Consider the following 12,747-nt stretch of genomic DNA (forward strand, 5'->3'; position numbering starts at 1 on the left):
GAATATGGAGGGTAATTCTTATAACCAACAGACTGTAGTGACACCCATCAAAGGAGACCACTCCATGTCCTCGCGTATTACTTTACACACGCTGCAGAGTGCTCCGGAAGCGGCCCGGCCGTTTCTCGAGAATGCCCAGAAGAATTCGGGCTTCATCCCCAACCTGCTGGGCGTGCTGGCCAACGCCCCGGCGGCGCTGGAAACCTACGTGACCGTTTCGGCACTCAATGGCAAGTCCGAGCTGAGCCTGGCCGAGCGTGAAGTGGTGCAGCTGATTGCCGCCACCCGGCATGGCTGCGACTTCTGTGTGGCCGGCCACACCGCCGTGGCGCTGAACAAGGCCAAGCTGCCGCAGGAAGTAGTCGATGCCCTGCGTGCCCGCGGCGAACTGCCCGATGCCCGTTACGAAACCCTGGCCGCCTTCGCCCGTGAAGTGATCGACACTCGCGGCAACGTCGGCGAAGCCACCTATCAGGCCTTCCGTGAAGCTGGCTTCAGCGAAGGCAACGCGCTGGAAGTGATTTTGGGGGTAAGTCTCGCAACCCTCTGCAACTTTGCTAATGTTTTCGCCCAGACGCCGCTCAACGAAGAGCTTGGCAAGTACCGCTGGCAGCCTTCTGCATAGCCCACGTGTGAGCGCGGACCTGACGCGGTCGTTGTAGGAGCGGCCTTGTGCCGCGAATGGGCCGCAAAGCGGCCCTGGCGTTCAAAAAGGAGCAAGACCATGCAAGATTGTGCATTTCGACACTGGCTGGATGCCAATGCCGAGGCCATCGACCGGGGCCTGTGCGAACCGCAGCAGGTGCTGGCGCAGATCGCCGAATCTCAGCTGCTGCGCGTGGGTGTCGACCCGGCGCTGGGCGGCACGGGCGGGCAGGTGACCAACGCGGTCGAGGCGATTGCCGCTATCGCCAGCCGCTCGTTGGCCGCAGCCTTCGTCTGCTGGGGCCAGCGTGCCTTTATCGAATACCTGTTGCACAGCCCCAACCAGCCCCTGCGCGAGCGCCTGCTGCCGCGCTTGCTGACAGGCGAGCTGGCCGGCGCCACCGGGCTGTCCAACGCCATGAAGTTCCTTTCCGGCATTGAAGCGTTGCAGGTGCGTGGCCGGCCGGCAGCCGATGGCTGGCACTTGGAAGGGCGCCTGCACTGGGTGACCAACCTGCGCAAAAGCGGCTTCGTGGTGGCGGCGGCCATCGAAGATGAAGCCGGCGGCGCGCCGTTCGTACTGGCCATTCCTTCTGACGCCCAGGGCCTGGAACGCTCCGACGACTTGCAACTGATGGGCCTGCAGTCAAGCAACACGGCGGCACTGGCCTTCCACCAGGTGCCGTTGGCGCGTGACTGGCTGCTGCACGAGAATGCGCGCGAGTTCCTGCCACGGGTACGCCCGGCATTCCTGGCGCTGCAGTGCGGCATGGCCATCGGCCTGGCGCGACGGGCGCTGGAAGAGGTTCAGGCGCACCTGCACGGTCGCGCCTCGTTCCTCGACGAAGCCCGGCAGGTGCTCAGCGAGCGCCTGGAAAACACCGTCAGCGAGCTCAAGCAGGGCCTGCTCGAAGGCCGCTTCCAGCAACAGCCGGCGGCCTTGTTCAAGCTGCGCATCACCTTGGCTGAATGTGCCGCCGATGCAGTCCAGCTAGAGTTGCAGGCCAGCGGCGGCAAGGCCTACCTCAGCGAGTATGGAGAAGGCTTCGCCCGCCGCTGGCGCGAGTCGGCATTCGTGCCGATCGTGACGCCGAGCCTGGTGCAATTGCGCGCCGAACTGCAACGCCAGGCGGGCGCGGCATGAGTGAAGTGTTGCTCGAAGCCCGCGGCATCAGCCTGGGCTACCCGCGGGAGGGTGGCTGGCAGCAGGTGCTGGCGCAGTTCGACTTGCAGTTGGCGCCGGGCGAAGTGGTGAGCATTCTTGGCCCCAGTGGTGTCGGTAAATCCAGCCTGCTGCGGGTGCTGGCCGGCCTGCAACAACCCGGGGGCGGCAGCGTGAGCCTGCACGGCCAGCCCCTGCAAGGGCCGCACCCGCGCCTGGCGGTGGCCTTTCAGGACCCGAGCCTGCTGCCCTGGCTGAACCTGGAAAAGAACGTCGCCTTCGGCCTGGACTTTGCCCGCCAGCCCAAGCTGGCCGCTGACGAGCGGCGCGCGCGCATCGACCATGCGATTGCCGCCGTGGGCCTGGCCCACGCCCGTGGCCAGTACCCGGCGCAGTTGTCCGGTGGCATGGCCCAGCGCACCGCACTGGCCCGCTGCCTGGCCCGCCAGCCCGAGGTGCTGCTGCTGGACGAGCCGTTCGGCGCCCTGGATGAAGTGACCCGCGCCGACATGCAGCAACTGCTGCTGCAACTGATCGCCACCCACAACACTGCGGCGGTACTGATCACCCACGATATAGACGAAGCCCTGCTGCTGTCCGACCGGGTCCTGCTACTGGGCAACCACCCAGCGCACATCCTCGGCCAGTGGCACATCGACCTGCCGCAACCGCGCGCCCAACGGGTCGAAGAACTGGGCGCGTTGCGCATCGAAATCCTCAAAACCCTTCGGCGGGCAAGCCGCACAGGCGAACCTACCCCAACCCCGTTGCCCTCGGAGGCTGTCCATGTGCATGGATGACTGCTGTTCCACTTCTTCGCGTCGTGATTTTCTAAAGCTTGGGGCCATGCTCACCGCCGCCGGTGCGCTGCCGTTGCTGTCGAGCTTGCAGGCGCGCGCGGCTGCCGAGCCGGATGCGCCGGTGCGCATCGGTTACCTGCCGATCACCGACGCCACGCCGTTGCTGGTGGCCCATAACAACGGCCTGTTCGAGGCCGAAGGCATCAAGGCCGAGCGCCCGGTGCTGCTGCGCAGCTGGGCACAGGTGATCGAGGCGTTCATCTCTGGTCAGGTCAACGTCATCCACCTGCTGTCGCCGATGACTGTATGGGCGCGCTACGGCAGCAAGGTGCCAGCCAAGGTAGTGGCCTGGAACCATGTGGGCGGCTCAGGCCTGACCGTGGCGCCCGACATAAGCGACATGAAACAGCTCGGTGGCAAGACCGTGGCCATCCCGTTCTGGTACTCGATCCACAATGTGGTGCTGCAACAGATGCTCAACGACAACGGCCTGACGCCGGTGTCGAAGCCGGCCAATGCGCAGCTGGCCGCCACCGAGGTCAACCTGCTGGTGCTGCCGCCATCCGACATGCCGCCAGCACTGGCCAGCAAGCGCATTGCCGGCTACATCGTCGCCGAGCCGTTCAACGCCCTGGCCGAGAACCTCAAGGTTGGCCGTGTGCAGCGCTTTACCGGCGATGTATGGCGCAACCACGCCTGCTGCGTGGTGTTCATGCATGAGCATGACCTGAACAACCGCCCGGAGTGGTCGCAGAAGGTGGTCAATGCCATCGTCAAGGCCCAGCACTGGACCCGCGACCACCGCGCCGAAGCCGCTGCGTTGCTGTCCAAGGCCGGCCCCAACAAGTACACCCCGCACGAGCCCGCGGTGCTGGCCAAAGTGCTGGCGCCGGCCGCCGAGGACCGTGCCGGCTACGTTGCCAGTGGCGCCATTCGCCACCAGCAGTGGGACGAAAAGCGCATCGACTTCCAGCCATACCCGTTCCCCAGTTACACCGAAGAGCTGGTCAAGCGCCTGAAAACCACCCTGATCGAGGGCGACAACGCGTTCCTTGCCGGGCTGGACCCGGTGCAGACCGCCCGCGACCTGGTCGACGATCGTTTCGTGCGTAATGCCATTGCTGCGGTTGGTGGCCCGTCGGTGTTCGGTATTGCCGACAACTTCGAGCGTAGCGAGGAGTTCGCCGTCTGATGCGCACGCATGTCGTACACGCCAGCCTTGGGCTGGCTGGGTTGCTGGCTTTGATGCTGCTGTGGTGGGCCGGTGTTGCCGTGTTTGGCCAGGCCGAAGGGCTGTCGGCGCGCTTTTCGCCGGCGGCAACGTTGGCCAGCCTGGTCGAGCTGTTGGGGCAGGGTGAGGTTTACGGGCACATCTGGGTCAGCCTCAAACGTATTCTGGTCGGGCTGCTGCTGGCGCTACTGATTGGCGTGCCGTTGGGCTTGCTGGTGGGCAGCTATCGGCACCTGGAAGCGGCGACCACGCCGGCGTTTCAGTTTCTGCGCATGATCTCGCCCTTGTCGTGGATGCCGGTGGTGGTGATGCTGATGGGCGTGGGTGACCAGCCGATCTACTTCCTGCTGGCGTTTGCCGCCTTGTGGCCGATCTTGCTGAACACGGCGGCAGGGGTGCGGCAACTGGACCCACGCTGGCTGCAACTGAGCCGCAGCCTGAGCGCCACGCGCTGGGAAACCTTGTGCAAGGTGATCGTGCCGGGGGTGATCGGCCACGTGCTGACCGGCGTGCGCCTGGCCATCGGCATTCTTTGGATTGTGCTGGTGCCGTGCGAAATGCTGGGCGTGAGTGCGGGGCTTGGCTACTTCATTCTCGATACCCGCGACCGGCTGGCGTACTCCGAACTGATGGCGATGGTGCTGCTGATTGGCGTGCTGGGGTTTGTGCTGGATGCCTTGGCGCGTGGGTTGCATCGGCGCTGGGTGCATGGCTGACAGGTGTCATTGTGGGGGATTGCTCAGCCCCTTGGGCTGCGCTGTCCGGCAGAGAACACCGGTCATTGTGGGAGCGGGCTTGTCCCGCGAAGGGGACCGCACGGTGCATGGCACCGGCTTTGCCGGTGTTCGCGGGGCAAGCCCGCTCCCACAGAGACACTGCTGATTCAGTAAATCAGCGGTTTTTCCAAAACGGCAGGTTTACCCGCCAATCGGTCCTTGGGTCAATGCACGGTCTTGCGCTGGTGTACGCACTCCAGCGCCTGGGCGGCCAGTTCATCCAGCCGCTCATCGCGCATCTGCTCCGCTTCGATCATTGCATCCTCTCCCTGCTGATTAAGCAGGTAGGTATGAATCTGCAACACTTCAGCTGCCTGATAAATCGGCGCAATGTCCAGGCGCCCGATCAGCGCACCACTGGCCTGGCCGGTACTGCTCATCAGCACCTGCGGCCCATTGGCGGCCACCACTTGCATGCCCATCGTCTCGAACCACGGCACCTGGCTGGCAAAGGCATTCAGTTCCACACAGGCATGACGTGCCTGCAGGTCGCTCAGCAGGGCACGGGCGATGCCCTGGCGGCGATGGCTGGGGCGCACGGCAAGAAATGCCAATGAACACGCCTGTTCATCGTCCTCGGCCGGCAACGACAGGGCAAAGCCCAGCAGCTGGTCCGGCGCCTCGGCATCCAGGGCAAGGGTCAGCGCCACGGCAAGGCCGCGGGTGCCATCCAGCGCTTGCAGGTATTGGTGCACCTCCATGCCTACGCCGTACTGGTACAGCGGGTACAGCGGGTTATCGGCGGTGATGGCGACACTGCTCAGTTCGCCGACATGGTGGATCACCAGCTCGCGGATCTGGTTCTGGAAGGATTCGGGCGGCACGCTGTCGAGGCGGCTCAGGATGAACATCTTGGGGGTGGGCTCCGGCGGGTGGGAATACAGCCCGGGCCAGGTTGGCGCGGGCTGTACAGTTTAACCGGTTTTGCCGTGTCAGCCTTGTTGCTGTATTGCACCGAGCATCAGGTCGAGGTTTTGCACGGCCGCACCGGAGGCGCCTTTGCCCAGGTTGTCGAACACCGCGGTAAGCAGCACCTGGCCATGCTCGGGGTTGGCATACAGCGCCAGGCGCAGGTCGTTGCTGTCGTTCAATGCTTCGGGGTCAAGGTTGGCGGCTGTGCCTTGCTGATGCAGCGGCATAACCTGGACGTGGCGGGCACCCTGGTAGTGCTGTTCCAGGCAGGCCTGCAGCTGTTCGGCGCTGACCTGGCCGGGCAGCAGGCGCAATTGCAGCGGGATACTCAGCACGATGCCCTGGCGGTAGGCACCGTAGCCGGGCATGAACACCGGCCGCGCCGACAGCCCGGCGTGTTGCTGGATTTCGGGTACGTGCTTGTGTGCCAGCTCCAGCCCATACAGTTGCAGGGCCGGGGCATTGCCGGTACTGGTTTCGTGGCGCTCGACCGCCGCGCGGCCACCGCCGGAGTAGCCAGAAATGGCATGTATGCCCAGTGGGTAGTCGGCTGGCAGCAACCCGGCCTTGACCAGGGGGCGGAGCAGGGTGATGGCGCCAGTGGGGTAGCAGCCCGGGTTGCTGACACGCGTGCTTCGGGCGATGCGCTCGGCTTGCTGCTCGTCGAGTTCCGGCAGGCCATAGACCCAGCCGGGGGTGGTGCGGTGCGCGGAGCTGGCGTCGATCACCCGCACCTTGGGGTTGTGGATCGTCGCCACGGCCTCGCGGGCGGCATCGTCGGGCAGGCACAGCAGGGCGATGTCGGCGCTGTTGATTGCCTCGCGGCGGCGCCGCAGGTCTTTGCGCTCAGCCTCGGGCAGGGTGAGCAGGTGCAGGTCGCTGCGGCCTTGCAGGCGAGCATGGATCTGCAGGCCGGTTGTGCCTTGGTCGCCGTCGATGAAGACAACAGGAGTGTGCATGTTCGGGTCCGGTTGGGTAAGGATGGCCTATGCTCGCCTATGGCTTTGATAATGAAAATTTGAATATGATGACGGTTACATTCAGTTTTTCTGAACACGTCACTCAGGCCGGTACTGACCATGCGCGAAATCAGCCTCGACCGCCTCCGCACCCTGGTGGCCATCGCCGACCTGGGATCTTTTGCCGAGGCCGCCCGCCAGCTCAACCTGGCAGCGCCTACCATCAGCCTGCATGTGGCCGAACTGGAAGCACGTATCGGCGCCCCGTTGCTTGGTCGCGCCCGCGGCCAGGTGCGCCCCACGGCCATTGGTGAAACGCTGCTGGCCCGTGCCCGGCGCCTGCTGGCCGACGCCGACCTGGCGCTGGACGAAGTGCGCCGTCAGGTTGAGGGGCTGACTGGCCGGGTACGCCTTGGCGCGTCTACCGGTGCTATCGCCCACCTACTGCCACAGGCGCTGGAGCACCTGCGTGTGGACCACCCGGGGATCGACGTGCAGGTACAAGTGCTGACATCCCAGGCGTCGCTGGGTCGATTGCGTGAGGGGACGCTGGATATCGGCCTGGTGGCCTTGCCGCAGGTGGCCGGCAAGGGGCTGACTGTTACCCCCTGGCGGCGCGACCCGATCCTGGCCTACGTACCGGCCGACTGGCAGCCGCCGGCGAAGGTCACGCCGGCCTGGCTGGCGCAGCGGTCGTTGATTCTCAACGACAGCAGTACCCAGCTGTCACGGGTTACCGGGGAATGGTTCGCGGCAGCGGGGTTTTACCCCGAGCCGCGGATCGAGCTGAATTACAACGATGCGATCAAAAGCCTGGTCGGCGCCGGGTATGGGGCGACGTTGTTGCCGCAGGAAGGCGAGGCAGGCGAGTTGGACCGGCGGATTGCGCACCGGCCCCTGCGACCAGGGTTGTGGCGGCAATTGGGTATTGCCTGTCGGGAGGGGCAGATGGAACGGGCCACGGGGTATGTGTTGCAAGCATTGGAGCGGTTGCGGCAGTAGGTTTACCGCTGGGCTGAAGCGCTGCGCTGCAGGTGATGGCCAACTATGCTTTTTGCTGCGTCGAGCCGAATACACCTCGACGAACCCCACGGTTTTCCAGGAGAACGTTCCATGAAGCCTATGAAATGCATACCTTTACTGGTGATTGCTTCAGTATTGAGTGTTGCCGCCCATGCTGACCCGGCAAGCAACTGTGCAGCCAAGATCAAGGAACTCGAGGACTTCCACAAAGCGAGTGGCCAGGCGATGCATGGCGGCATGGCCCATGATTTCAAAGTCCACCTGCAAAACGCAAAGGAGGCCCAGAGCAAGGGGGACATGGCTCAGTGTCAGGCGTCGGCGGACCAAGCCAAGACCATCTATAACAAGGCACGTAGCAAGTAAGCCCCTATCGGCCTTTTCGCGGATAGGACCGCGAAAAGGCCGGTGCGTCAGAACCAGCGGTCGTTCTTCCTGCGCCCCCGGGTCAGTGCCGGCAAGATCAGCCCCGCCAGCAAGCCCGCGCCGGCAATGCTGCCGCCATACACCATGTAGCGCATCATCACCTGCTTGTTCTCGTCACCCAGGCGCGCCTGGGTATCGCGCAGGGTCGACTGGCTCTCGTCGAGCTGCTCGTTCAGCGCTTTGTTGCGCGCCTCCAGTTCGTCGATCAGCTTTTTCCGTGAGTCGAGGGTTTCCTGCATGCCCTGTACGCGGCTCTTCCAGCTGTCATCGATGGTTTTCAACTGCCCTGTCAGGTCTGCCACCTGGGCATCGAGCTGCGGCAGGCGCTCGTTCTGGCCCGGCACCGCCTGCAAGTCGTTGCTGAGTATCCATACCACATCGCCATTCTGCCCACGCACCTGGCTGTAATTGCCCTGAGTGCCGAGCAGGGTCAGCGGTTGCCCGGACTTCAGGGTACCGACAATGCGGTGGCCGTCGGTGGGGCCGCTGCGCACATAGGTGCTCAGGCTGTCGCTGACCCAGCGTGCGTCGCTGGCGGGCTCTTCGGCGTGCACCGGCGCGGCAAGGGCCACCAGGGCGGCAATCAGGCCGCCGCGCAGGGCAGGGAGGACGAAAGCGGTTGGGCGGGATTCGGGCATGTTGGGTCTTCGCTGAAACAGGACAAAAGTAGGCCCGGTGACTGGGCCGATGAACCGGTCGGTGAGTTGACCGTCAGCCAATGACCCTTTTTTTGTCAGCAGGTTCACTACCTGATGTCGGAAATATCTGCAGGATGTTGCAGAACTCGCCCTCCCAGCGCTTCGCCGCCGATGACGCAATTGTAATGCGCCGATCACCTTGCCGTTATCTGCCGGCCGTCAATCTCGGCCAGCCGACACCACTATAAAGACGACGTACAAGGAGCATCGGATGACCTGCAGATCACCCCTGAAACTGGCTGCGTGCATGGCGCTCTCCGGCGTCGGCAACCTGGCGATGGCGTCGGACGAACCCGCGCAGGGTTTTGCCGAGGGCAGCACGCTCAGCGTGCTCAACCGCAACTTCTACTTCAACCGCGACAACCGCGATGCCGCAGCCCCCACGCGCAACCCCGGCAAACAACCTGATAACGGCTATTCCGAAGCTTGGGCGCATGCTGTCATTGCCCGTTTCGAGTCAGGTTTCACCCAGGGCACCGTAGGCGTTGGCCTGGATGCGTTCGCCATGCTCGGCCTCAAACTGGACACCGGGGGCGGCCGCAATGGCGGGCGCAGTTCGTTCGATGTTTTGCCGGTAGACCACGACGGTCAGGCCCGTGACGAGTACACCAAATTCGGTGGTGCCGCCAAGGTGCGCCTGTACGACACGGTGCTGAAGGTAGGCGATGTGTTCCCTGCTAACCCGGTGGTGGCCGCTGGCGACTCACGGCTGCTGCCGGAAAGCTTCCGGGGCGTGACCCTGGAGAATACCAGCATCAAGGACCTTGTCCTGCAGGCCGGGCGCCTGCATGCCATGAGCCAGCCGGTGTCCAGTGACCTGCGGGAGAACTTCATGACCTTCTACGGCGGCCCGGTCGATTCGCCATGGATCGCCTACGGCGGCGGTGACTACACGCTGAACGATTATGTCAGTGTCAGCCTGTTCAGCAGCCGGCTCAAGGATGTGTGGAATCAGTATTACGCCGGCACCAGCCTGAGCTGGCCCCTGAGTGACGAGCTGGCGTTGATTGGCGGCTTCAACTATTACAAAGCCGTTGATGAAGGGCAGCAGCGCCTGGGCGCCTTCGACAACAACATCTGGAGCGCCAAACTGGGGGTGCGCTTCGGCGCCCACACCCTGGCGCTGACTCACCAGCGCAACAATGGCGACGATGATTTCGACTACCTGCGCCAATCCGACTCGATCTTCCTCGACAACTCCATCCAGTACAGCGATTTCAACTCGCCCAAGGAACGTTCGTGGATGCTGCGCTATGACCTGAACATGGCCGCCTATGGTATTCCCGGGCTGTCGTTCATGACGCGTTATGGCAAAGGCACCGACGCCGACTATTCCAATGCCAACGCCTTCTACATGCGCCGCGATGCCGACGGCAACCCGCTGACCGACCAGAAGCGCTGGGAGCGTGACATCGAGGTCAAGTACGTGGTGCAGACCGGCGCAGCCAAGGACCTGTCGTTGCGCGTACGCCAGGCTACCACCCGGGCCACGGCGTTCGAGTCGGACCTGGACGAGGTGCGGCTGATCGTGGAGTACCCGTTGTCGGTCCTGTGAATTCACCTGGGTAGCCTTGCTGCTCCTTTGGTTTGGGTGGATGTTTTGGCGCTCCGTGCGGGGCGCTTTTTTTTGCGCTCAAGGGTGCGGCTAGACTCAGGGGTTGATACCCTTCATGGAGCAAGGCCATGACTCCCAAGAACACCCTCTGCCTCTGGTACGACAATGATGCCGAGCAGGCTGCCAACTTCTATGCCAGCATTTTCCCGGACAGCAAGTTGATCGCACTGCACAAGGCCCCGGCAGACTACCCCTCGGGCAAGGAGGGCGATGTCATTACCGTCGAATTCACCGTCATGGGCATACCCTGTGTGGGGCTTAATGGCGGCGCTACGTTCAAGCATTCTGAGGCGTTTTCATTCCAGGTCAGTACCGAAGACCAAGCCGAAACCGACCGTTTGTGGGAGGCGATTATCGCAAACGGTGGCGAGGCCAGCGTTTGTGGCTGGTGCAAGGACAAATGGGGGATTTCCTGGCAGATCACCCCCCGTATCCTGATAGAGGCCATCGGCCACCCTGACCGCGCTGCGGCAAAGCGGGCGTTCGAGGCCATGATGCAGATGGGCAAGATCGATGTGGCCAAGATTGCAGCAGCATTGAAGGGGTGATCCCTCATCTGTTTGCTGCCCTTTGGTTATCGGCTTGGTTGGGCGATCTATCGTTGATCGAGGGGGCCGTTTTTTCTGGATCTAAGTGGCGGCCCCCGAATCAAGCGGTGAAGCGCGAGGCTAGCGTGTCAGGTTTCGGACACCTCGCTCGCTGCTGCTGCCACTTTCACCGAAGCCTTCTTCTCCTGTACCACGATGTAGAACTCCTCACCATGTTTCACAGCCCCGTACAACACCGCCTTTTCGATCAGCTCGTTGCCGCGCAGGTGGCGCAGCATCATCGGGTCTTTGCGCAGGTCGCGGTACAACGCCAGGCACAGCAGCACCATCACCACGACAAAGGGCAAGGCCACGACGATGGTCAGGTTCTGCAGCCCGGTCAGCGCCTCGCCAGGGTCGCTCGGGTCGCCGATCGCCAGCATGATCGCTGCCACCGTTCCGGTGAGCGCGCCCCAGAAAATCACCGTGCGCCGCGAGGGTGCGGTGGTGCCGTGTTCCGACAGCGTGCCCATCACCAGTGACGCCGCATCGGCACCGGAGACAAAGAAGATGCCCACCAGGATCATCACCAGTACCGAGGAGGCCGATGCCAGCGGGTAGCTGTCGAGCAACTGGTACAGCGCGTGGTTGCTGTTGACTGCACCGTTGGCCAGCTGGAAGGCGCCTTCGCGCAGGGCATCGATGGAAGCACCGCCAAAAATGGTGAACCACACCAGGCTGACCAGGCTGGGCACCAGCAGCACGCCGGTGACGAACTGGCGGATGGTACGACCGCGGCTGATGCGGGCGATAAACATGCCTACAAACGGTGTCCAGGAAATCCACCAGGCCCAGTAGAACACGGTCCAGCCGGCCAGCCAGCTGTTCATCTGATCGCCGCCACTGGCGTTGGTGCGGGCCATCATTTCGGGCAGCATCTTGATGTAGATACCGATCGAGGTCGGCAGCAGGTTGAGCATGAGCAGGGTAGGGCCGACCATGAACACGAACGCTGCCAGCACCAGTGCCAGCACCATGTTGGTGTTGGACAGCCACTGGATGCCCTTGCCGACACCGGACACCGCCGAGGTGACGAAGGCAATGGTCAGCAGGGTGATGATGGCGATGTAGAACAGCTTGCCGGGGCTTTCGACCCAGCCGTTGTATTCCAGCCCGCCGGCAATCTGCAGCGCACCCAGGCCCAGCGAGGCCGCCGAGCCGAAAAGCGTGGCGAAGATCGCCATCATGTCGATCAGGCGGCCGAGGGGGCCGTTGGCGTGCTTGCCGATCAACGGCCGGAAGGCCGCGGAAATCAGCTGCGAGCGGCCGCGGCGGTAGGTACCGTAGGCAATCACCAGGCCCACGATGGCGTACATGGCCCAGGGGTGCAGCGTCCAGTGGAACAGGGTGGTGGCCATGGCCACCTGCATCGCCTCGCTGGTCTGCCCGGTGGCCGAGCCGGGGGGCGGCGTCACATAGTGCGACAGCGGCTCGGCAACGCCAAAGAACATCAGGCCGATGCCCATGCCGGCACTGAACATCATTGCCACCCAGGACACCGTGCGGAATTCTGGCTGTTCGCCATCACGACCCAGTGGCACCCGGCCATAACGGCTGGCAGCCAGCCACAGCACGAATACCACGAAAAGTGTGGAGGTGAGCACGAAGAACCAGCCGAAGTTGAGAATGACCCAGGACTGCGCGCTGGAGGCGCTGCTGGCGAGGCTGGCCTGGTTGAGGAAGCCCCAGAGGACGAACGCGACAGCCAGGAGGCTGGTAAAACCAAAGACGATCCAGTCGAGCTTGCCCTCGAAATGCCTGTCCTGGCGGGCTTCTGCGGTTTTCGAGGGGTCCGTCACGCCAAGGTCGAGTGTTTCGGTGATGTGTTCCTTTGCCATGAATGTTGAGGCCCTTTGAGGATTACCTGGACGCGCAGGCTTGTTGTTGTGTGGGCTACCGAGTTCGATGACGGCCTC

13 protein-coding genes are annotated in these 12,747 nt (G+C 63.5%); 9 read left to right on the forward strand and 4 right to left on the reverse strand.

Annotated elements, in window-relative coordinates; all coding sequences use genetic code 11:
• The first annotated feature begins 64 nt into the window (after window positions 1-64).
• From LU684_RS00155 to LU684_RS00175, 5 genes are all read left to right on the forward strand, one after another.
• Window positions 65-625, forward strand: coding sequence for a carboxymuconolactone decarboxylase family protein (locus LU684_RS00155; RefSeq protein WP_024717863.1), 561 nt, complete (start codon window positions 65-67; stop codon window positions 623-625).
• A 99-nt stretch (window positions 626-724) separates the two neighbouring features.
• Window positions 725-1,789: an acyl-CoA dehydrogenase family protein gene (locus LU684_RS00160; RefSeq protein ID WP_016487506.1), complete on the forward strand. Its 1,065-nt coding sequence runs from the start codon at window positions 725-727 to the stop codon at window positions 1,787-1,789.
• A complete protein-coding gene (locus LU684_RS00165) occupies window positions 1,786-2,607 on the forward strand; it encodes an ABC transporter ATP-binding protein (protein ID WP_016487505.1) in 822 nt (273 codons plus the stop codon). The genes LU684_RS00160 and LU684_RS00165 overlap by 4 nt, the downstream gene beginning before the upstream one ends.
• On the forward strand, window positions 2,594-3,799 hold the full coding sequence (locus LU684_RS00170) for an ABC transporter substrate-binding protein (protein ID WP_016487504.1): 1,206 nt from the start codon (window positions 2,594-2,596) through the stop codon (window positions 3,797-3,799). Before LU684_RS00165 ends, LU684_RS00170 begins: the two co-directional genes overlap by 14 nt.
• Window positions 3,799-4,554, forward strand: coding sequence for an ABC transporter permease (locus tag LU684_RS00175; protein ID WP_016487503.1), 756 nt, complete (start codon window positions 3,799-3,801; stop codon window positions 4,552-4,554). Before LU684_RS00170 ends, LU684_RS00175 begins: the two co-directional genes overlap by 1 nt.
• Before the next feature lie 224 nt (window positions 4,555-4,778).
• Here LU684_RS00175 and LU684_RS00180 read toward each other — a convergent pair whose 3' ends face one another.
• Window positions 4,779-5,465, reverse strand: a complete 687-nt coding sequence (locus LU684_RS00180) for a GNAT family N-acetyltransferase (protein ID WP_016487502.1) — start codon at window positions 5,463-5,465, stop codon at window positions 4,779-4,781.
• A gap of 81 nt (window positions 5,466-5,546) precedes the next feature.
• Entirely contained in the window at window positions 5,547-6,485 is a 939-nt protein-coding gene (argC, locus tag LU684_RS00185) for an N-acetyl-gamma-glutamyl-phosphate reductase (protein WP_016487501.1), read from the reverse strand.
• Between the two features lie 120 nt (window positions 6,486-6,605).
• Between argC and LU684_RS00190 the strand changes: the two genes are divergently transcribed.
• On the forward strand, window positions 6,606-7,487 hold the full coding sequence (locus LU684_RS00190) for a LysR family transcriptional regulator (RefSeq protein WP_232893987.1): 882 nt from the start codon (window positions 6,606-6,608) through the stop codon (window positions 7,485-7,487).
• A 111-nt stretch (window positions 7,488-7,598) separates the two neighbouring features.
• Window positions 7,599-7,871 (forward strand): hypothetical protein, encoded by a 273-nt coding sequence (locus tag LU684_RS00195; RefSeq protein ID WP_016487499.1) that lies wholly within the window; start codon window positions 7,599-7,601, stop codon window positions 7,869-7,871.
• A 47-nt stretch (window positions 7,872-7,918) separates the two neighbouring features.
• On the opposite strand, the gene LU684_RS00200 is transcribed toward LU684_RS00195, so the two are convergent.
• A complete protein-coding gene (locus tag LU684_RS00200; RefSeq protein WP_016487498.1) occupies window positions 7,919-8,569 on the reverse strand; it encodes a TIGR04211 family SH3 domain-containing protein in 651 nt (216 codons plus the stop codon).
• A 271-nt stretch (window positions 8,570-8,840) separates the two neighbouring features.
• On the opposite strand from LU684_RS00200, the gene LU684_RS00205 reads away from it, so the two are divergent.
• Window positions 8,841-10,184, forward strand: coding sequence for an OprD family porin (locus LU684_RS00205; RefSeq protein ID WP_016487497.1), 1,344 nt, complete (start codon window positions 8,841-8,843; stop codon window positions 10,182-10,184).
• A 128-nt stretch (window positions 10,185-10,312) separates the two neighbouring features.
• Window positions 10,313-10,792, forward strand: a complete 480-nt coding sequence (locus LU684_RS00210; RefSeq protein ID WP_232893988.1) for a VOC family protein — start codon at window positions 10,313-10,315, stop codon at window positions 10,790-10,792.
• 128 nt (window positions 10,793-10,920) lie between these two features.
• Here LU684_RS00210 and LU684_RS00215 read toward each other — a convergent pair whose 3' ends face one another.
• A complete protein-coding gene (locus tag LU684_RS00215) occupies window positions 10,921-12,669 on the reverse strand; it encodes a BCCT family transporter (protein WP_060518305.1) in 1,749 nt (582 codons plus the stop codon).
• Window positions 12,670-12,747 lie beyond the last annotated feature (78 nt).

It is taken from the genome of Pseudomonas sp. NMI542_15 (assembly GCF_021283425.1).
In the GTDB taxonomy this organism is placed as follows: Bacteria; Pseudomonadota; Gammaproteobacteria; order Pseudomonadales; family Pseudomonadaceae; genus Aquipseudomonas; species Aquipseudomonas fortuita.

Excerpts from the sequence above, each read along its gene's own strand:
- LU684_RS00155 (WP_024717863.1), top strand. The coding sequence starts at position 65 with ATGTCCTCGCGTATTACTTTACACACGCTGCAGAGTGCTCCGGAAGCG.
- LU684_RS00160 (WP_016487506.1), top strand. The coding sequence starts at position 725 with ATGCAAGATTGTGCATTTCGACACTGGCTGGATGCCAATGCCGAGGCC.
- LU684_RS00165 (WP_016487505.1), top strand. The coding sequence starts at position 1,786 with ATGAGTGAAGTGTTGCTCGAAGCCCGCGGCATCAGCCTGGGCTACCCG.
- LU684_RS00170 (WP_016487504.1), top strand. The coding sequence starts at position 2,594 with ATGTGCATGGATGACTGCTGTTCCACTTCTTCGCGTCGTGATTTTCTA.
- LU684_RS00175 (WP_016487503.1), top strand. The coding sequence starts at position 3,799 with ATGCGCACGCATGTCGTACACGCCAGCCTTGGGCTGGCTGGGTTGCTG.
- LU684_RS00180 (WP_016487502.1), bottom strand. The coding sequence starts at position 5,465 with ATGTTCATCCTGAGCCGCCTCGACAGCGTGCCGCCCGAATCCTTCCAG.
- argC (WP_016487501.1), bottom strand. The coding sequence starts at position 6,485 with ATGCACACTCCTGTTGTCTTCATCGACGGCGACCAAGGCACAACCGGC.
- LU684_RS00190 (WP_232893987.1), top strand. The coding sequence starts at position 6,606 with ATGCGCGAAATCAGCCTCGACCGCCTCCGCACCCTGGTGGCCATCGCC.
- LU684_RS00195 (WP_016487499.1), top strand. The coding sequence starts at position 7,599 with ATGAAGCCTATGAAATGCATACCTTTACTGGTGATTGCTTCAGTATTG.
- LU684_RS00200 (WP_016487498.1), bottom strand. The coding sequence starts at position 8,569 with ATGCCCGAATCCCGCCCAACCGCTTTCGTCCTCCCTGCCCTGCGCGGC.
- LU684_RS00205 (WP_016487497.1), top strand. The coding sequence starts at position 8,841 with ATGACCTGCAGATCACCCCTGAAACTGGCTGCGTGCATGGCGCTCTCC.
- LU684_RS00210 (WP_232893988.1), top strand. The coding sequence starts at position 10,313 with ATGACTCCCAAGAACACCCTCTGCCTCTGGTACGACAATGATGCCGAG.
- LU684_RS00215 (WP_060518305.1), bottom strand. The coding sequence starts at position 12,669 with ATGGCAAAGGAACACATCACCGAAACACTCGACCTTGGCGTGACGGAC.